Consider the following 19,141-nt stretch of genomic DNA (forward strand, 5'->3'; position numbering starts at 1 on the left):
TTAAAGCCGATCTGATTCTCTGACGTGCCCTGCTTTTTGTCAACCCCTCAGCCGTGAATTGCCTCTTTGTTGACTGCCAGGGCAGCTTCTTTGATGGCTTCGGCAAGGGTGGGGTGGGCGTGGCAGGTTACGGCCAGGTCATGGATACTGCCGGAAAAGGAAATCACCGTCGCTGCTTCGGCGATGAGTTCCGAAGCGCTCGGCCCGATAATATGCACGCCGAGGATCCGGCCACTGTCGGGAGTCGCCAGGACCTTGACAAAACCTTCGCTCATACCGGTGCACAGGGCACGGCCATTGGCGGCGAAGAAAAACTTGCCGGACCGGTAGTCGACTTTGTTCTCTTTGAGCTCCGTTTCACTGCTTCCCACGGTGGCCACCTCGGGCCAGGTATAGGTGACTGCCGGAACGGTGTTGTAGTGAACCGTCGATTTCTGCCCGGCCAGACGCTCCGCAAAAACGACCCCTTCCTCACTGGCTTTGTGGGCCAGCATCGGGCCCGGAACCAGGTCGCCGATGGCGTAGATTCCTGCGACCTTGGTTTGAAAATCCGCGTCGACCTCGAGTTGGCCCTGCTTGTTCGGGACCAGGCCGACATTCTCCAGGCCGAGCCCTTCGGTTTGGGCGCGCCGCCCGGTGGCAACCAGGATCTTGTCGCACTTGATCTGCTGTTCCCCTTTGGCGCCGGAGACCGTGGCGATCAGGCCGTCGGCGGTTTTTTCCATTTTTTCCAGCTTGGTCTTCAGCAGGATCTCGATACCCTGTTTTTTCAGGCTGCGTTGCAGGGTCTGGGCGATTTGCGGATCGGTGGCGGGGAGGATCTGCGGCAGCATCTCCACGACAGTGACTTTGGCACCCAGCCGGCTCCAGACCGAACCCATCTCCAGACCGATGACGCCGCCACCGACCACGAGCAGATGTTTGGGCACCTCGGTCAGGCTCAGCGCATCGCGGGCGTTGATGACATCGGTTCCATCAAAAGGCAGGTGGGGCAGCTCGAATGCCGCACTGCCGGTCGCCAGCAGGATGGTTTTGGCCGCTATTGTGTTGGTCCCTTCGGCGGAGATGATCTTGACTGTCTTGCTTGACTGGCTGGCCGGTTGCAGTTCCGCAGTTCCGGTGATCCGGTCAATTTTATGTTTCTTGAACAGCCCTTCAATGCCGCCGGTCAGCTTGTCGATGATCCCCTGTTTGCGGGCCATCAGCTGGGCCAGGTTCAGACTGACTTCGCCGACTTCGATGCCGTGTTCGGCAAATTCATGTCTGGTGCGGGCAAAATGTTCGCTCGATTCGAGCAGCGCCTTGCTCGGGATACACCCTTCGTTGAGGCAAACTCCGCCTAAGGTCGCGCGTTTTTCGATCACCGCGACAGTAAACCCGAGCTGGGCGGCGCGGATCGCGGCGACATAGCCGCCGGGGCCTGCGCCGATAACGATCAGATCATAAGTCTTGTCAGACATGGGAACTCCTTTTTAGCTGCGCTCCGGAAACGTTCATCCTCTTGACGGCTGGTTCCTCTTTCAGCGTGCGGAACTCAGACTTTCAGCAACAGGGTTTCCGGGTTGTCAATGTAGGTTTTGACCTGTTTGAGAAAGGTGACCGCCTGTTGCCCGTCAATGATGCGGTGATCGTAGCTCAAGGCCAGATTCATGATCGGGCGGATGACAATCTCTCCATCACGGACCACGGGGCGATCCTGGATTCCGTGCATGCCGAGGATCGCGCTCTGTGGCGGATTAAGCAGCGGTGTCGAGAGGACCGAGCCATACACGCCGCCATTGGTGATGGTAAAGGTGCCGCCCTGCAGCTCATCGAGGGTCAGCTTGCCGGAATTGGCCCGTTCGGCAAAGTCACGGATGATGGTTTCAATCTCGTGGAAGTCGAGGCTGTCGGTGTCGCGAACGACCGGAACCACCAGGCCGCGTTTACTGCCGACGGCAATGCCGATATCGTAATAGTTGTGATAGACGATATCGTTGCCGTCGATGCTGGCATTGACTTCCGGATGCTCTTTCAGGGCCTCGGCACAGGCTTTGACGAAAAAGGACATGAAGCCGAGGGAACAGCCGTATTTTTTTTGGAATGCTTCTTTGTAGTCTTTGCGCAGCTGGATCACCCGACTCATGTCGGCCTCATTGAAGGTGGTCAGCATGGCGGTTTCCTGCTTGGCCTTCATCAGGTGTTCCGCCACCTTTTTGCGCAGCTGGGACATGGGGACCCGTTTAATCCGGTCGGCGGCGGCTTTCGCCGGGGCAGGTGCGGGTTGCTGGGGGGCTTTTTCTTCTGCCGGTTTAGGGGCAACCTGTTCCGTTTTGGGGGACTGCTCCGGCAGGTCATCGACCAGAATCCGGCCGTCGCGACCGCTCCCTTTCACCTGGGACAGATCGATGCCGCGCTCCGCGGCGATCTTTTTGACCGCCGGGTTCATCGGTGTGGCCTGGGCGGTTGTCGGTTCTGGTTTTCCCTCTTCTGCTGGCGCAGCTGGTGGTGGGGTTTTTTCCTGCTCGGCGGAGTTCGCTGGCGGTTCCGGCTGGGCCTCATCGCTGCTGTCCGGTTGGGCCGCTGACTCATCTATGCGACCGATGACCGCCCCGATTTCAACGGTCTCTCCGGCTTCGACCAGGATGGTCAGCTTGCCGGACACTTCGGCATTCAACTCGACGTTGACCTTCTCGGTCTCCAGTTCCATGAGCAAATCGTCTTTTTCAACGAACTCGCCGTTTTTCTTGAACCATTCGCCAATTTCCGCTTCAACGATCGATTCGCCTACCTGGGGAACAATGATATCCATAGAGAACCTCTCCACGATTGAATTAAAGGGTTGCGAACGCTTTTTCCAGAATCTGCTGCTGCTCGATCTTGTGAATACGGTGCGAGCCGACTGCGGTACTGGCGGAGCGTTTGCGGCCGACATACACCGGTTCCTTGCCGATCAGTTCGCGCAGCAGGGGGCGTAAATGGTCCCAGCCGCCACCGTTGCCGGGTTCCTCCTGAACCCAGTAATATTCCACATCGTTCCGGTATGGTGCCAGGATCTCCTGGAGCAGTTCCGTGTGCAGCGGATATAATTGTTCGATGCGGACAATGGCAACGTCGTTGTGGCCACCTTCGGAGCGCTGGTTGAGCAGTTCATAATAGATTTTGCCGGAGCAGAGCAAAACCCTGCGGCAGTCGGTCGGCGCGAGATCGTCAGGGAGGATTTCGCGGAAATGGCCGCTGCTCAGCTCGGCGAGGCTGGAAACACAGGCCGGGTGGCGCAGCAGCGCCTTCGGAGTGGCCACAATCAGCGGCCGCCGGTAAGCGGTCCTGACCTGGCGGCGCAGCACGTGAAAAAATTGGGCCGGGGTGCTGGGATTGACCACCTGCATGTTGTTGTCGGCGCAGAGTTGCAGGTAACGCTCAATGCGCGCGCTCGAATGTTCGGGGCCCTGGCCTTCGTAGCCATGGGGGAGGAACATAGCCAGACCGGTCGGACGATCCCACTTGGCCAGGCTGCTGGCAATGAATTGATCGATAATGACCTGGGCGCCGTTGGCAAAATCACCGAACTGGGCTTCCCAGATGGTCAGGTCGTCCGGGGTCTCAACGGAATACCCGTAATCAAAGCCGAGCACCGCTGCTTCCGAGAGCATGCTGTTGAAGGCATCAAAGCGGCAGCCTGCACTGCGGGCGATGTCGGCCAGGGCGGTGTACTCCCGGCCGGTTTTGATGTCATAAAGGGTCGCATGACGATGGTTGAAGGTGCCGCGCCGGGAGTCCTGGCCGGACAGGCGGATCGACGTCCCTTCATTGACCAGGCTGGCGAAGGCCAGGGCTTCGGCGGTGCCCCAGTCGATGGCCTGTTCCTTTTCGGCCACAACGGTACGGCGTTTCTTCAGCAGCGTGGCGATTTTCCGGTGCGGGGTAAAATCGGCCGGGATGCTGGTGAGGGTTTCACTGAGTCCTTGCAGGGTGGTTTCGGCGACCCCGGTTTCAACCCGCTTGAAGCTGAACTCGCGGTCAATGTGCGACCACTGTTTGAGGAAGATCTCGTGCAGGGGACAGATCTCGCGGTTCAGGGCTTCTTCCAGGGCCGCATCAATATCATCGGCAATTTTCTGCAGTTCCGCTTCCTGGAATCCTTCGAACAGCAGCTGGTTCTTGTAGATATCGGCAGTCAGCGGATGATTCTTGATCTTTTCGTACATCAGCGGCTGGGTGAAGAAGGGCTCGTCCCCTTCGTTATGACCGTAACGCCGATAGCAGATCACTTCAATGACCACATCTTTGCGAAATTTCTGGCGGAATTCGATGGCCATGGTGGCGGCCTGAATCAATGCTTCCGGATCATCGCCGTGGACATGGAAGATCGGCGACATGAGCATTTTGGCGATATCGGTCGGATAGCAGGTCGAGCGGGCGTCCACGGGCAGGGTGGTAAAGCCGATCTGGTTGTTGATGACGACATGCAGGGTGCCGCCGGTTTTATAGCCGGCCAGCTGCGACAGATTGAGGGTTTCCGCCACGATTCCCTGCCCGGCGAAGGCCGCATCTCCGTGAATCAGCAGCGGCATGGCGTTGTATTCACCGTTGTCCATGCGGTCCTGGCGGGCGCGGCATTTGCCTTCGACCACCGGATTGACCGCCTCCAGGTGGCTGGGATTAGACGCCAGCGAGACATGGATGCAGCCGGAGGTGAAGCAGCGGTCGGTGGAGTAGCCTTTATGGTACTTGACGTCCCCTTCGCCGACGATTTTATAGCGTTCGTTATCGGCAAATTCGGCAAACATGTTTTCGAGGGGTTTTTCGAAGATATTGGCCAGGACATTGAGCCGGCCACGGTGGGCCATGCCGATGACGACATGTTTCATGTTCATGCTCGCCGCAGTTTCGATCAGGTGGTCGAGCAGGGGAATGACCGATTCCGCCCCTTCCAGCGAAAAGCGTTTCTGGCCGACGAACTTCCGGTGGAGAAAGGATTCGAACTTGCTCGCCTTGAGCAGCATCTTCATGGTGGCGAGTTTTTTCTCCCTACTCAAGGCTGAACGGTTGCGAGCTTCTTCGGCTTTTTCCTGCAGCCATTTGCGCTCTTCCGGAATGGGAATGTGCATGAACTCCATCCCCAGGGAACTGCAGTAGGTCTGCTTGAGAATATCGACGATCTCTTTGAGGGTTGCCTGCGGCAGGATAAAGTTGTCGGTCGCAAAGGTGCGGTTGAGATCGCTCTCCTCAAGCCCGAATTCGGAGATCTGCAGCAGGGGGTGTTCCAGGGAACAGGGGGTCAGCGGATCGACACAGGCATAGATATGACCGATATCGCGATAGCGGCGGATCAGTGACTGGACCGCGGCCGGTTTGTGGTCCGGGGCGAGACTGTCGCGGTTTTCCATTCCCAGCTCAAAGCCTTGAAAGAATGATCGCCATTCTTCCGGAACCTGTTGCGGGTCGGTTTTATACAGCTGATACTGGGATTCGATCCACTGTGGACTGGTACTGTCAATTACGCTCATTCTCTAGCTCACCATCGTCATCGGAGGAAAATAAATTAAACTTTGCCAGTATAAAGCAGCTGCCAAATTGCCGCAATAAAAGCAGTGAAATAAATGACCCAGGCGCAGAATAAAACGACCGGAGCAGGAGGCTGCGGTTGATTGGCCGGGGGGAGGGCGCTACGCTCAGGGCTGGTCGGCCAGTGCCACCGGTTTGCCTTTGTCATCCAGGCCGACAAACGAGACCGTGACATTAAAGACTTCGTATTCGCTGGCGGCACCGGGCGCATCGGCAAAGACATCGACATTATAGGTGACCGACGTCGTTCCCTGGCGGACTTTGCTCATATGAAAACGGAGGATGGAGCCGTTTTCGACGCGCTGGCGGAAGCGGCAGGCGTCCATACCGACGGTAACCATGTTGCGACCGGGAAAATCCCTTGAGGCGGCCATCCAGGCATTTTCATCGACCCATTTGAGCATGACGCCTCCAAACAGGTAGCCGTGATGGTTGAGGTGCTCCGGGCGCACAATCGTAAAATTATCCATGGCAGTTATTCCTGGCTGGCGGAAAATTGTTCTTCGGCATGATAGGACGATCTGACCAGCGGGCCAGCTTCGACATGCTCAAAGCCCAGCTCTCGCCCTTGCTGAGCGAGGGCGGCAAACTCGTTCGGGGTGACGTAACGCTGGACCGGAAAGTGTTCCCTGGTCGGAGCCAGGTACTGCCCCAGGGTCAGCAGCTGGCAGCCGTACTGGCGCAGATCGGTCATGACCTGCAGCACTTCGTCGTGCTCTTCCCCCATGCCCAGCATCAGGCCCGATTTAGTGACGATAGTCGGGTCCTGGCGGTGGACCTCAGCCAGCAGCGCCAGGCTGCGCTGATATTCAGCCTCGGGACGGACCTGCGTGTAGAGCCGGGGGACGGTTTCAATGTTATGGCCGAGGATATCGGGATGGGCTGCGACAATCTGCGCCAGCGCGGCCCAATCGCCCTGCAGGTCGGGAATCAGCAGCTCGATCTTGCATCCGGCCGCGGCCTGGCGGATTTCCCTGATCAAGGCGGCAAACTGAGCCGCTCCGCCATCGGCCAGATCATCCCGGGTGACCGAGGTGATGACGGCATGGCGCAGCCGCAGTTCGGCCACTGCCGCCGCAACTTTGGCCGGTTCCAACGGATCCGGGGCCGCCAATGGGCCGCTGCCGACGTTACAGAAACGGCAATGACGGCTACAGGTGCTGCCGAGAATCATGAAGGTGGCGGTGCCTTTGCTCCAGCACTCCCCCTGATTGGGGCAGGCGGCGCTGCGACAGACCGAGTTCAGGCCGTTCTGGCGGTGATAGCGGTCGATGCGGGCATAATTGGCTCCAGCCGGAAATTTCACCTTCAGCCAGTCCGGTTTTCTCAGGGGCTCTTCTTTCATCGGGCGACTCCATTGCCGCTTGCGGCAGCTCGCCATGATAGGCCGGAGCTGCCGTGCAGACAAAAACAGAGGGCCTGATCGTCGTTCGCGACCAGGCCCCATGTCCTAAATCAGGTTTAGCAAAAAATCATGCGGGCTCGAAGTTGGACTTGTCGACACCGCACAACGGACAGACCCAGTCTTCCGGAATATCTTCGAAACTGGTGCCCGGTTCAATTCCGCCATCGGGATCGCCGACTTCGGGATCATAGATATAGTCACATACAACACAGCGATACTTTTGCATTGGAGCCTCCTTGGGATCAGATTTGAAATGTTCTGCACATTAGCAGAATCGGTTAAATATTACAATACTGGTAATATATAATTTTTGTCACATCAGATCATTTCCAGCAGGGCGGCGACGGTTTTTTCAATTCCCGTGGCGGCTTCGCTGATCCGGCCGGCCAGCATGTAGGCCGGGCTGGAGATAATTTTGTTCTCTTTGTCGATGACCAGCTCTTCGACCGGACAGGCGACATGGGTGGCGCCCATGGCGGTCAATGCTGCGGCCACATCCTTATCCGTACCGATGGTCAGCTGATGCGGCAGCTGTTCCTTGCCGAGCACCCGGGCAACCAGGGCTGGGGCAATACAGACCGCAGCAAGGGGTTTACGGGCCGCGACAATCTCTTTGACCAACCGCGCGACCTCCGGGTTGACCTCGCAATCGGGGCCGGTAAAGGCGAAGTCACAGAGGTTTTTAGCGGCCCCGAAGCCGCCCGGAATCATCAGGGCATCAAGGTCGGCGGCCTTGATTTTTTTGATGTCGGTAATATTGCCGCGGGCGATGCGGGCTGACTCTTCCAGCACGCTGCGGGTTGCTCCTTCGACCGGCTCACCGGTCAGGTGATTGACCACGGCAAGCTCCACGTCCGGGGCCATCATCACCACTTCAGCCCCGGCCCGGTCAAGGGCCAGCAAGGTGATCACCGCTTCATGAATTTCACTGCCGTCGTAGACACCGCAACCTGAAAGTATGACACCGACTTTTGCCATGGGAACCTCCTGCTTCGGGGGAAAGGCCTGTTTACTGCGTCCGTTTCATGCGTGTCCTGCAAACCTCTGCTGTAAATTAAAACATACCAGAAAGCAGCTGCTTTGCTTGCCCGACAGCCACACCTCGATCAATTTCTGGTGTAGAGCACGGCAATCCCCCGGGCAATCTCATTGCCGAGGGCTTTAAGACTATGTGGTTCGTTGGAGTCCCAGTAAACCGAATCGCCGGCTTCCAGGATATAGGTTTCCGCACCGTGTTTGAGCTCAACTCGACCTTCGATGATATAGAAAAACTCCTCTCCGGTGTGGCGCACCGGTTGGGACTGTTCGGTCTGGGCAGGGTCGAATTCCACCAGGAACGGCTCCATATGCTTATGTTTTTTGCCATAGGCGAGGGAGTGGTAAAAATACGGCTGAGGGGCTCCGCCATGGCTGGGGCGACGGTTCATCCGGTTGGATTCTCCGGCCCGCACCACCAGACACTTCTGGGTGTTGTCTTCTTCCTCAAAAAAAGTTTGCAGCGGAACCTTGAGGGCTTTCGATATGCGCAACAGCGTGGCCAGGGGCGGAATAACCTGATCGTTTTCAATCTGGGAAAGCAACGGTTTGGAGAGCTCTGTCACCTGGGACAGATCCTGCAGTGTCATGCGCTGCTTCTGGCGTAATTCACGAATGGTCAGGCCGATCCGCAGTTCCTTGACTTCCGCTCTGTATTCATCCATGGCATTTGTTCCTTGGTTAGGTCACTGTTGGATTTAATCTTTTAGCCTTCATTGCCAACTCAGTCAAGAGACTTTGCGGCCCGGGAGCCGCTTCTGGCAGGCTTCCGGGCCATGCTCGGGTCGTTTTGCCCGCGCTGAGGAGCGCCTTCTCTGCCCGCCTGGAAAACGATCGGAATGGCATTGACCGTGGATCGGGAGGACGAAATGTCTGGCATTGGAAGGAACCTTGCCGCTATGCTAGTGTCCCCCATGGCCGATTATTCCCTGCAGTGTCGGCCCAGCAGTGCCCCAGAAGAGAGTTGGATAAGTCGACCTGACCAGCTATACTGAGCCGGAGTCCGCATGTTACCGCAATCGAAAAACAAATCGATTGAAGCTGTTCTGTTTGATCTTGACGGGACTCTGTTGCGTTCCCGCATGACAGAACTCATTCCCCGTTATGTCGAAGGACTGGCTGCGGATTGTGCCGATTTTGTGAAGCCAAAGCGTTTCATCAAAGCCAAGATCAGTGCAATTCGGGAACTGATTCAGACCGCGGGTGACGGCAGTTTGACCGTTGAAGAGCGTCTTTATGCGATCATGCAGCGTGAACTGGGCCTGCCGCCAGCTCGGCTGCAGCAGAGCCTGGCTCATTTTCAAAGCCATGAGCTGGTCAGTTTGCAGGACTTGGTGCGGCCTATTCCGCTGGCCAAGCAGATTCTGCTTGAATGCCGGGAGCGCGGAGTGCCGTTGGTTCTGGCCACCAACCCGGTTTTCCCGCGCTTCATGGTGCAGGCGCGGATGGACTGGGGAGAGATCGACGGCGGTTTTTTTCGCTCTATTACAACCTATGAAAACAGCCGGTTCTGTAAACCGCAAGCCGGATATTTTCTGGAGATCGCAGCATTCCTCGGAGTTCCTCCGGAGCATTGCCTGATGGTCGGCAATGACCTGAACCATGATCTTGCCGCTGTTGCCGTCGGAATGGAGACTTTCCTGGTTGATACCTGGCTGGTGGAACGGGGAGAGCCCGCATGGCCCTGCGCCCAGCGGGGTGATCATCAGCAGCTGCAGGAATTTTTGCGGGAAAATTTGCGGTGAGCTTTTTTTCACTGCCAGGCGGTTTGAAAACAGTCTGGCAGCGAGGCTGGGTGGGTATTTTTGGGCAACAAACTTAAAAAAAATATGGGAAGGGGACCATTTGTGAGCAAAGTGAGTGAAGAGATCATTTACCGTGGGCGGATTCTGGACTTGGCTCTGGAGAAACATCTGCTGCCGGATCGCAAAGAAAGGGCTTTTGAAGTTGTTCAGCATCCTGGCGGTGCCGCCGCCCTGCCGATTCTGGATGACGGCCGGGTCCTGCTGATTCGCCAGTTTCGTCCTGCGGCCGGAGACTATATTTATGAAGTTCCTGCCGGACGGCTGGAAATTGGTGAAGATCCCGCTGGCTGTATCGAACGGGAACTGATCGAAGAGGTCGGTTATCGGCCGCACCAGCTGGAACCCCTCGGCTATGTTTTCAGCTCGGTTGGCTTCTGCAACGAACGGATTCACCTGTTTATCGCCCGGGACCTGGAACTGGCCGAGCTGGCTCTGGAACCGGATGAATTTATTGAACCCTTAAGTATTTCCCTGGATGAGGCTCTTGATATGGTTGCAACCGGCACCATTTGTGATGCCAAGACCCAGATTATCCTGATGCGTTACGCCTTGTGGCAAGAGAATGAAACAGCATGAAAATGAATATCCAAGACCAGGTTTTTTTGACCGCGACCGATCTCCCCTTTAACCGTAACCATCTGGACGATGAATTCCAATTGCTGCGGCCCGACCGGGACCCGGGCGGAGAGGGCTACTGGTTGCTGCTGCAGGGCATGAATGTGCTGGTGATAGAGCAGGGCAGCGAGCTGATGATGCCATACGGGGATAACCCCATGGCTGCTGTTGCCGGTAGCCCGGGGCTGTATGTCGGGCAGTGGCGGGGCAAGCCTTGCCGGGTTGTCAGTGTGGCGCAGGCGGTTCCCCTTGCCACCGAACTGCGCGCTGCTCATCTGCGCGCTCCGGATCAGCCTTTGTCGTTGGCGTTGCTGTCCCTGGCCGGGATGGGGCAGATGATTCTGCATTGGGATGCCGAAAGCCGTCATTGCGGGAATTGTGGCGGCGAGATGGTTTACCTGCCGGGAGAATGGGGTAAGGAATGTCGCAACTGCGCGGCCCGGCATTTTCCACGGATTCATCCCTGTGTGATCGGCCTGGTGGTCAAGGGGGATGAAATCCTTCTGGCCCGCAAAGGCGAATGGACCGACGGCCGCTACGGACTGGTGGCCGGGTTTGTCGACTTCAGCGAATGTCTGGAAGAAGCCATGGCCCGTGAAGTCATGGAAGAGACCAACATCAAGATTACCAACATCCGTTACATCGGCAGCCAGTCCTGGCCTTTTCCCAGCCAACTGATGTGTGGGTTTGTCGCCGATTATGCGGGCGGGGACATTCAGCTCAACGACCATGAACTGGCCGCAGCCGGCTGGTTCAAACTCGACGATTTACCAACCATTCCGCCCAAGCGCAGCATTGCCCGCTATCTCATCGATTGCGCCGGCGATTATATCGTTCGCGACTGACCGGGTGGCCGGCGACCTGGGTCAGCTCAGGTCGCTGCCGGTGGTCGTGGTCACCAGCTTACCGTGAATCACCCTTTTGCTGCTGATTAATTCGGCTGCCAGTCGCCTGACCCGGGTGGTTGTCCCCTTGCTGACGATGTGACTTCCAGGCAATGCTCTCCGTCCAGATGGACATGGAGGGCGGGGCTCATTTCTTCGTGGTGGGAATGCTGGCGTGCGATCAACTGGTCCGGTGTGATGGTTGTCGACCAGGGTCATGGTGCCGAGGACAGGACGGTTTCCCGGACCAGGTGCCACACCTTGCCGATCCACAGCAAAGAGATTGCCGCGGCGAATCGATCGCTTAGGGAATCACCCTCTTGTGTTTTTCCTGGGAAGAGTATAAATAGAACCTTTCCTTTTGGTAGAGCTCTCAACCGTGTCAGCCTCACCTGCAGTCTTTTGTTAATTTCTTCAATCTGGATTCAAATAATGAAGCGTTGCTTTTCCCACTGGGCATTTTTTGCCCTGGCGTCGGCGTTCTGTTTTGCCGTTATGGCCGGCTGTGTCCGCCTCGCCTCGACCCTGTTGCCTCAGGCCGAGGTGGTGTTTTTTCGTAACTTTATCAGCCTGCTGCTGTTGTTGCCGCTGGCGTTTCAGCAAAAAGTGTCATTTAAAACCGCCCATGTCCGTCTGCACCTGCTACGGACCGCAGCCGGACTGACGGCTATGTTCCTCTATTTCTATGCCATCTCCCATCTTCCATTGGCCGATGCCGTGCTACTCAATTATACATCACCGATCTTTGTCGCCCTGTTTGCCGGGTTATGGCTTAAAGAGACCCTGTCCTGGAGCCGGAAACTGGCGGTGATCATCGGTGTGGTCGGGGTGCTTTGCCTGTTTCATCCTTCGGCCGCGATTGCGTCCCTGGCCGGGTTGTGCGGGTTGATCTCCGGGGTGCTGGGCGGGCTGGCCCTGACCACTGTTAAGCGTCTCTCCGATACCGAGCCGGGGATTCGCATCGTGCTGCATTTTTCTTTCTGGAGCAGCTTGTTCTCGGCAGTGCCGCTGCTCTGGGACCATCAGGTCCCAACCCCGGCCGTGCTGCTGCTGTTGATCGGACTGGCCTCCATCGGGACGGTCGGTCAGCTTCTGCTGGCCCATGCCTACAAGCTGGCGCCGGCGTCCCAGGTTTCCCCCCTGGGCTTCAGCGGGCTGGTATTTGCCGGGCTGATCGGATTTGCCTTTTGGGGGGAAGTTCCGGACGCTTCGATGTTGATCGGGACCGCCTTTATTGTCTGTTCCGGAATTCTGGTGGTGCGGGAACGGGCCGAGCCGATGCCGACTCCACCGAGTGCTGCGCCGCATTTTCCAATCGGTAAAAACGACTGAACTGAGAACTCAGAAGGTGCCAAGCCCCAGACTTTCCTGCAAGCGGTACTGCAGGTACCTGAGTCGGGAGTCGTCGGCAAAGATTTCATAGGGCCCGGTATAGGGGTGCCCCTGATTATGCCAGATCCGCTGAAAATAGTCCGCGCCGGCAGCCAGTGGCGGGCTGGAGGATGGGCCGCTAACCACCAGGTCGGTCTCCAGGTTGTAATTGCCGATATTGCGGCGGGTCAGGTTGGCTGAGCCGAGAATCATGGTGCTCTGGCCGTTGCTTCGTTCAACCAGCAGCAGCTTGGTATGGAATTGTTCACCGTGGGTCCGGTACCAGCGAATCCTGAGCCGGCCTTGTGTTTTGCGGGTCAGCTCGGCAGCGACCGGGCGGTTGGGAACCCCGTTCTTTTCATAACCAAAGGCGTCTCGATTCGGATCAAAGACGATGTCGACCCTGGCTCCGCGCTGACTGGCTGCCAGCAGGGCCGCGACGATCTGCCGATCGGCCAGATAAAACATGGCCATGTTGACCTGATCCCCGGCGCCCGCCTGGGCCAGGGCGGAGCGAAACGCTGCTTTGATCGCTGCTTCGGTGACCACCCGGACAGCCACCTCCTGCCCCGTTGCCAGAGATTGCTCTTGTGATAATGACGGCAACGGCTGAAGTTTTGCCCCGGACAGTTGCGCGACCGCCTGTTCCGAGCGGTACAGATCCTGGGCCAGTGCGGCGCTCTCCACCAACAGGGCAACATTGGAATGATTGCGGCTGCCGCCATGAGGGTTGGCCGAAGCAACCAGCGAGACCAGTTTGCCCTGGTGGTCAAGAACTGCAACCTTGCGGTGGTTGGCTTTGAAATTGGCCAATCTCAGCCAGCCGGCAGCACTGATTTTTTCTCCATCGACAGCGAAGGGGTGGGGCAGATAATGGCCGGCATCGGGGATCCAGCGCAACAACAATCGCCACCAGACCGAGTAGAGGGGATTGCTGTCCCGTAACGGTTCCAGATTGGTGACGATGACATTGATCCCGGCTGCGCGCAGCCGGTCAAGGATCTTGGCCGATGCGCTATGGTAGACACTGTTGATGGGGTCGGTCAGCAGATCTATGACCAGTTCGGGACGTGCGGCCTTGCGTGCGATCAGGTGTCGGGCAAGTTCTCCGGCCAGCGGTTCGGTGGTACCGGCATATTTCCCCTGCTGGTCGTTTAACAGAAAGTAATCGAGCAGGATGTAGGTATCAGCGCTGTCGATGAGTTCGAACAGGGTCGGAAAGATCCGTTGCCGTCGTACCGGGTTGCCCGCCTCATCCACGCTGGTCAGGTCATAAATATACTGCACCTGTCCCGGGGGCAGCAGATGCTTTGGGCCCTCCAAGGTCAGCCCCTGCGGCAAAGGCTTCAGTGTATGCCAGCAGCCCAATGCCAACAAGCAAATCCCGATAATAACCAGCACTAGCCACCCCGTTCTAAATTTTCCGGTAAGAAACCTTTTGTCTGTGTCGCCCATCAGTCGTCAGGCCTCGTTGTGTTGCTAAGTGTGCTGATTGCTGAAGGTAGCAGGGGCGTGATTGGCAGCGCTGACTCGCGCATGGTTGGCCCCCTTCCCAGGTCCATCGGTTGAAACAATAAGAGCGGTGATCATTGTCGATACCGCTCTTGTTGTTATTGTTCTGCAGTTGTTGGATCTGACGACCCAGACTAGTTTCTGTCCGGAAACCGCTCTTTTCAGCAATCTCGGCGTCAATCTACGCATTTGATTGTGCGGCGTAAAACACTACGCCTCCGCACAAATGCTTGATTTCCTTGACCTTGCGAAAAATTTCTGGTTTCCAGATCAGAAACGATACAGTACCCCCCGGAGTTTCCGGATGATAACCGAATTAGCGCCGGTTGCCCATGATGCGCAGCAGCATCAGGAACAGGTTGATGAAATCGAGGTAAAGTCTGAGCGCCCCCATCAACGCCGCCTTGCGCTGGTCCTGACCGTTGGCAAACCCGGCTCGGCCGATTTCTTTGATTTTCTGGGTATCGTAGGCGGTCAGACCGACGAAAATAAAGACGCCCAGGTAGCTGGTGATCCAGTAGATCATCGGGCTGTTGAGGAAAATATTGACCACCGACGCGATCACCACGCCGATCAGCCCCATGAACAGGAAGCTGCCCATCCCGGTCAGATCGCGTTTGGTCGCATAGCCGTACATGCTCATGGCGGCAAAGGTTCCGGCCGTGACCAGAAACGCGCTGACGATGGAGCTGCGGGTGTAGATCAGGAAGATGGCCGCAAAGGTGATCCCGTTGAGAGCCGAGTAGCCGAGGAACATCAGGGTCGCGGTCGCAGCACTGATGCGATTGATGGCGGTCGACATGAACATCACCAGTCCCAGTTCACCGAAGATCAGGCCGTAAAAAACCATCCGGTTGCCGAAAATCAGCTGCTGGGCCGAAGCGCTGTTGAGCATGAAGAAGGCGGCCAGGGCGGTCACTCCCAATCCGGCGGTCATCCACAGGTAAACCTGCTGGAAGAACGTATTTGAGACGCTGATCGGCCGGCTGTCTGTATAAAGTTCATTCGGGTTGTACATCGTCGTTTCAACTCCTTCAATCTTGGAATGGATAATCAAAATTTTAACAACTGCTATAAGTATAGACGATTGGTTTTGCAGCGGAAAGCAAAACCGCCCCGGTCATACGTAAAGTTTTGTAAATTTTCAGCCCTTCCAGGCCGCGATGGCCAGGCACAGCCAGCCGGCCAGAAAGGCCACTCCGCCTAGCGGTGTGATCATGCCCAGGGTGCGGATTCCGCTCAGGCTGAGAGCATACAGACTGCCGGAAAACAGCACTGTGCCAACGACAAACAGCCAGCCGCCGGCCGTAAGCAGTGCCCCCGGCCAACGGCCCAGCGCCCAGGCCGTGGCCAGCAGGGCCAGGGCATGATACATCTGGTAACGGGCGCCGACTTCAAAGACTGTCAGCAACTCCGGGGAAATTTTTTCCTTGAGAACGTGTGCGCCGAAGGCTCCGGCCGCGACCGAGATCCCAGCGGAAAGAGCGCCGATGGCGAAAAATAACCTGTCGATCATGGGCTTTTCCTTGCTGAAGGTGATGGTGCCAGGGTTTCCCCGGTTCGGCACCACTGCGTCGAAAGAATCAATGTTACCACAAAGGTTGGTTTGTGCTTGGTTCTTCAAACTGCTCCCCGATTGGTCATGCTGACTGGTTTAAAAAAACTTGCGGCGGGGCCTCCTGGCTTTACGGCTTGCACCACTCAGTCCGGGCGATGCTATGCTGGTTTAAAAACGATTCAGCAACGGAATCAGCTGTAAATAATCGCGGTCGCTGAGGGTGCTGTGCCAATGCCCGCTCAGCATCCCCCAAACGACGCCGCTGGCAAACACCGCCAGAACCAGCAGGGTAAAAGACCAGCCGGAAAGCTGCTTCCGGCTACCGCTGACGCCCATCCCGAGCACCTTCTCTTCGGGACAGGTATTGATGCAACTCAGGCAGGCGGTGCATTCCGGCGAGGTCACCCGCTGGCTGCGTGACACCTGGAGAGAGGCCGGGCAGGCCCGGTCGCAGCGGCCACAGCTCGTGCATCCCGCCGGGTCCCGGGTGATGCGGCAGGGACTTGGCCAGCTGAACAGCCCCAGCAACGCCCCATAAGGGCACAGGTAGCGGCACCAGAACTGACGGATAAAGAAGGACAGCACCACCAGCAGCAGAACCACGATCAGGCTCAGCAGTGAGGGGGTGGTGAAAAAGTGCAACATCTTGACATCGCTGAGCGCCCAGTAGGGGGATGAAAGAAACCCCTTGAGGGCCGGAGCTGGCATGTCGAACAGAATCAGTTTGACAAAAAAGAACAACAGCAGATATTTGAGCCCGCGCAGGGCACTATCAACCCGGCGCCACAACCGGAAGCGTTTGCCGGAGAGCCGTTCCTGGCTGCGCCACAGCCATTCGGACAGGGTTCCGACCGGACAGATCCAGGAGCAGAAGGATTTACGGCTCAGCAGGGCCATGGCGATAAAGGTCAGAAACAGGACCAGCGCAGCCGGGTGAACCGGGTCAAAGGTGCCGTTGAGCAACCAGCTCTTCAAGCTGACCAGGGCGCCGATGGGGAGAAAGGCCTCTACTCCCGGCGGCCGCTCCACCCGCGGCGTCTGGCCGTAGCTCATGTAGTGATTCACAAAACGGGAAAACTCAAAACCAAGATACAGGCACCAGCAAAGAAAGCCGCCCTGGATAAGATTGCGCCGCAGTACCAGGTTGTGGCGCAGCTGAAATAACAATCGGGTCATTGGTCTTCTGCCTCAAAAATGACGGGGTAAACAATCGCAGCCCCGGTCATACTGCATTTACGATTATTTTGGTAGGGGGATTTGCCCCTTTTTTGTTCTGAAAGGGAAGTTTTTTGCTCGGCATAGCCGAGAGTGGCTACGGCGGCGCCAACAGCAATGCTGTACTGACGGAAGATACTGAGCGAACCTGTTGGGGACTCTGGTCAGTTTTGCTGCTGGCGTGTTGTGCCGTTCTGTTCAGTCGTCATCGTCCGCCTGCGCGGTGAGCTCGGCAAGGCGCTGATTCATGCGGTTTTGGCGCAGCACCGAAGTCACCAGCGAGAGCAGGCCCAGGATCAGGAAGGTTGCGGTTATCGGGCGCGAGATGACCGCCATAATCGAACCGTCGTTGATGATCAGGGACCGTCTGAGGTTGGCTTCAGCCATGGGGCCGAGGATCAGGGCCAGGAGGATGGGAGAGACCGGGAACCGGTTCCGCTGCAGGACATAGCCGATAACCCCGAAGCAGAGCGCGACCCAGATATCGAACAGGCTGTTGCGCATGGAGTAGGAGCCGACGATGGAGAGCAGGAAAATGATCGGCAGCAGCAGGCTCTTGCGAATGGAAATGATCTTGGCAAAAAAGCGCACCCCGAGCAGGCCGACAATAAACATGGCGATATTGGCCATGATCATGGCGGCAAAGACCGAGTAGACGACATCCATATGGTCGCGATAGAGCAGGGGGCCGGGGCGCAGCCCCTGGATGATGAACGCTCCCAGCAGCACGGCGGTGACCGCATCGCCTGGAATGCCCAGCGACAGCAAAGGGATCATGGCTCCGCCAGTGCAGGCATTGTTTGCCGATTCCGCAGCAGCCACCCCTTCAATCGCCCCTTTGCCGAATTTTTCCGGATTTTTGGAGCGACGTTTGGCCTCGCTGTAGCCGACAAACGCGGCAATGTCGCTGCCCGCTCCGGGGATTGAACCGATGAAGGTTCCCATCACACTCGACTTGAGAATGTCCTTCCAGGTGGCCTTGATGTCGGCCCAGGACGGTAGCAGACTGGTAATTCTGCTGACTACCTGCTTGCTGGTCGCCAGGGTTTCCACCCCTTTGAATACCTCGGAAAAGGCGAACAGCCCGATCAGGGTCGGGATGAAGGCCGGCCCCTCCAACAGATCCATGGAACCGAAAGTAAAGCGAGGGAAGCCCGAGACCGGATCAAAGCCGATGGTGGAAATCAGCAGGCCGAAAAATCCGGCCATGATCCCTTTAATGATGGAACCGCCGGACACGGAAATGATAATGGACAGGCCGAAGATCGCCAGGGCAAAGTATTCGGCGGCGCTGAACTCAAGGGCAACCCTGGAAATCTGTGGTGACAGGAAGGTCATAATCAGGGCACCGGTCAGTCCGCCGATAAAAGAGGAAAAGACCGAGATGCTTAACGCCCGGCCGGCTTCGCCGCGTTTGGTCATGGGATAACCGTCCAGCAGGGTCGCCGCTGCCGCTGGAGTTCCCGGGGTTCGGATCAGGATCGCGGAGATGGAACCACCGTAAATTGCGCCGCTGAAGATCCCCAATAGCATTCCCATCGCTTCACCAATGGGCAGTCCAAAGGTGAAAGGGACAAGCAATGCGACTCCCATAGTGGCGGTCAACCCGGGCAATGACCCGATCATGATCCCACCCGTGGCACCGAGGAAGACCATCAACATTGGCTTTAATTGAAAAATGCTGAGAAAACCATTTAAAAAAAGATCAAAATCCATACAACGACCCCATTGGCAGGGTGATATTGAGGAGCAGGCTGAAGACCAGATACAGAACCCCAGTAACGGCGACAGCTGTCACGATCATCTGCAGGTACTTCTTTTCTTGAAGTAGCAGCATCAGTAATAGCAGGTAAATAATAGAGATCGGTATGAACCCGAACGGTTCCAGCAGAAAGCAATAGGCGATTGTTGCAGCCAGTGCGATGCCAGCGCGTTGGATTCCAGGATCATGGATGCTGAAACGGGTGCCCTCTGGGGGAGTTTCTTGGGGATGACGATAGGCCCGAAAGATCAGGGCCAGACTACTCAGGCCTAGGCCGACAGCCAGAATTCTGGGAAAGAAGGCGGGGCCGACTTGAACCACCTGGTCTTCTGGAAACCCTCCCGTCACCACCCAGACATACCCGGTCAAGGCGAGTCCGATTAATCCGAATATTAAGTCAGCTCGTTTCATTGTTATTCGCAACCTGGAAAG

Annotated in this window: 20 protein-coding genes; 5 read left to right on the top strand and 15 right to left on the bottom strand. The window is 57.1% G+C overall.

Going from position 1 to position 19,141, the window contains the following annotated elements; genetic code table 11:
- Positions 1–47: 47 nt before the first annotated feature.
- The 8 genes from lpdA to N909_RS0115405 form a co-directional block, all read right to left on the bottom strand.
- Positions 48–1,460 carry a dihydrolipoyl dehydrogenase gene (gene lpdA, locus N909_RS0115370; protein WP_029916692.1) on the bottom strand — a complete coding sequence of 471 codons (1,413 nt, stop codon included), beginning with the start codon at positions 1,458–1,460 and terminating at the stop codon, positions 48–50.
- Positions 1,461–1,534: 74 nt separating this feature from the next.
- Positions 1,535–2,791: a 2-oxoglutarate dehydrogenase complex dihydrolipoyllysine-residue succinyltransferase gene (gene odhB / locus N909_RS0115375; protein WP_029916693.1), complete on the bottom strand. Its 1,257-nt coding sequence runs from the start codon at positions 2,789–2,791 to the stop codon at positions 1,535–1,537.
- Between the two features lie 22 nt (positions 2,792–2,813).
- Positions 2,814–5,489, bottom strand: coding sequence for a 2-oxoglutarate dehydrogenase E1 component (locus N909_RS0115380; protein WP_029916694.1), 2,676 nt, complete (start codon positions 5,487–5,489; stop codon positions 2,814–2,816).
- Between the two features lie 165 nt (positions 5,490–5,654).
- Positions 5,655–6,017 carry an acyl-CoA thioesterase gene (locus N909_RS0115385; RefSeq protein WP_029916695.1) on the bottom strand — a complete coding sequence of 121 codons (363 nt, stop codon included), beginning with the start codon at positions 6,015–6,017 and terminating at the stop codon, positions 5,655–5,657.
- 5 nt (positions 6,018–6,022) lie between these two features.
- Positions 6,023–6,892, bottom strand: a complete 870-nt coding sequence (gene lipA, locus N909_RS0115390) for a lipoyl synthase (RefSeq protein ID WP_029916696.1) — start codon at positions 6,890–6,892, stop codon at positions 6,023–6,025.
- Positions 6,893–7,019: 127 nt separating this feature from the next.
- A complete protein-coding gene (gene rd / locus N909_RS25075) occupies positions 7,020–7,178 on the bottom strand; it encodes a rubredoxin (protein WP_063336402.1) in 159 nt (52 codons plus the stop codon).
- Between the two features lie 92 nt (positions 7,179–7,270).
- On the bottom strand, positions 7,271–7,930 hold the full coding sequence (gene elbB, locus N909_RS0115400) for an isoprenoid biosynthesis glyoxalase ElbB (protein ID WP_029916697.1): 660 nt from the start codon (positions 7,928–7,930) through the stop codon (positions 7,271–7,273).
- A gap of 128 nt (positions 7,931–8,058) precedes the next feature.
- A complete protein-coding gene (locus N909_RS0115405; RefSeq protein ID WP_029916699.1) occupies positions 8,059–8,652 on the bottom strand; it encodes a helix-turn-helix domain-containing protein in 594 nt (197 codons plus the stop codon).
- A gap of 342 nt (positions 8,653–8,994) precedes the next feature.
- Between N909_RS0115405 and N909_RS24765 the strand changes: the two genes are divergently transcribed.
- The 3 genes from N909_RS24765 to nudC all read left to right on the top strand — a co-directional run bounded on the left by N909_RS24765 (position 8,995) and on the right by nudC (position 11,252).
- On the top strand, positions 8,995–9,732 hold the full coding sequence (locus tag N909_RS24765) for an HAD family hydrolase (protein ID WP_051689812.1): 738 nt from the start codon (positions 8,995–8,997) through the stop codon (positions 9,730–9,732).
- Between the two features lie 102 nt (positions 9,733–9,834).
- On the top strand, positions 9,835–10,368 hold the full coding sequence (locus tag N909_RS0115420) for an NUDIX hydrolase (RefSeq protein WP_029916706.1): 534 nt from the start codon (positions 9,835–9,837) through the stop codon (positions 10,366–10,368).
- Positions 10,365–11,252, top strand: coding sequence for an NAD(+) diphosphatase (gene nudC, locus N909_RS0115425; RefSeq protein ID WP_051689813.1), 888 nt, complete (start codon positions 10,365–10,367; stop codon positions 11,250–11,252). Before N909_RS0115420 ends, nudC begins: the two co-directional genes overlap by 4 nt.
- Before the next feature lie 21 nt (positions 11,253–11,273).
- On the opposite strand, the gene N909_RS26375 is transcribed toward nudC, so the two are convergent.
- Entirely contained in the window at positions 11,274–11,405 is a 132-nt protein-coding gene (locus N909_RS26375) for a hypothetical protein (RefSeq protein ID WP_281174856.1), read from the bottom strand.
- A 318-nt stretch (positions 11,406–11,723) separates the two neighbouring features.
- Between N909_RS26375 and N909_RS0115435 the strand changes: the two genes are divergently transcribed.
- On the top strand, positions 11,724–12,623 hold the full coding sequence (locus N909_RS0115435; RefSeq protein WP_029916710.1) for a DMT family transporter: 900 nt from the start codon (positions 11,724–11,726) through the stop codon (positions 12,621–12,623).
- 9 nt (positions 12,624–12,632) lie between these two features.
- Here N909_RS0115435 and N909_RS0115440 read toward each other — a convergent pair whose 3' ends face one another.
- A complete protein-coding gene (locus N909_RS0115440; protein ID WP_162179129.1) occupies positions 12,633–13,985 on the bottom strand; it encodes a phospholipase D-like domain-containing protein in 1,353 nt (450 codons plus the stop codon).
- 193 nt (positions 13,986–14,178) lie between these two features.
- On the opposite strand from N909_RS0115440, the gene N909_RS25755 reads away from it, so the two are divergent.
- A complete protein-coding gene (locus N909_RS25755; protein ID WP_155005953.1) occupies positions 14,179–14,367 on the top strand; it encodes a hypothetical protein in 189 nt (62 codons plus the stop codon).
- 123 nt (positions 14,368–14,490) lie between these two features.
- Here N909_RS25755 and N909_RS0115450 read toward each other — a convergent pair whose 3' ends face one another.
- From N909_RS0115450 to N909_RS0115470, 5 genes are all read right to left on the bottom strand, one after another.
- The gene (locus tag N909_RS0115450) at positions 14,491–15,192 is read right to left on the bottom strand and encodes a Bax inhibitor-1/YccA family protein (RefSeq protein WP_029916713.1); all 702 of its coding nucleotides are present in this window, start codon (positions 15,190–15,192) and stop codon (positions 14,491–14,493) included.
- A 126-nt stretch (positions 15,193–15,318) separates the two neighbouring features.
- Positions 15,319–15,687, bottom strand: coding sequence for a DUF423 domain-containing protein (locus N909_RS0115455; protein ID WP_029916716.1), 369 nt, complete (start codon positions 15,685–15,687; stop codon positions 15,319–15,321).
- A 213-nt stretch (positions 15,688–15,900) separates the two neighbouring features.
- Positions 15,901–16,908 carry a 4Fe-4S binding protein gene (locus N909_RS0115460; RefSeq protein WP_029916717.1) on the bottom strand — a complete coding sequence of 336 codons (1,008 nt, stop codon included), beginning with the start codon at positions 16,906–16,908 and terminating at the stop codon, positions 15,901–15,903.
- 237 nt (positions 16,909–17,145) lie between these two features.
- A complete protein-coding gene (locus tag N909_RS0115465; RefSeq protein WP_051689814.1) occupies positions 17,146–18,663 on the bottom strand; it encodes a tripartite tricarboxylate transporter permease in 1,518 nt (505 codons plus the stop codon).
- The gene (locus N909_RS0115470; protein WP_029916721.1) at positions 18,653–19,120 is read right to left on the bottom strand and encodes a tripartite tricarboxylate transporter TctB family protein; all 468 of its coding nucleotides are present in this window, start codon (positions 19,118–19,120) and stop codon (positions 18,653–18,655) included. Before N909_RS0115470 ends, N909_RS0115465 begins: the two co-directional genes overlap by 11 nt.
- Positions 19,121–19,141 lie beyond the last annotated feature (21 nt).

Origin of the sequence: Pelobacter seleniigenes DSM 18267 (assembly GCF_000711225.1) — a bacterium.
GTDB classification, from domain to species: Bacteria; Desulfobacterota; Desulfuromonadia; order Desulfuromonadales; family Geopsychrobacteraceae; genus Seleniibacterium; species Seleniibacterium seleniigenes.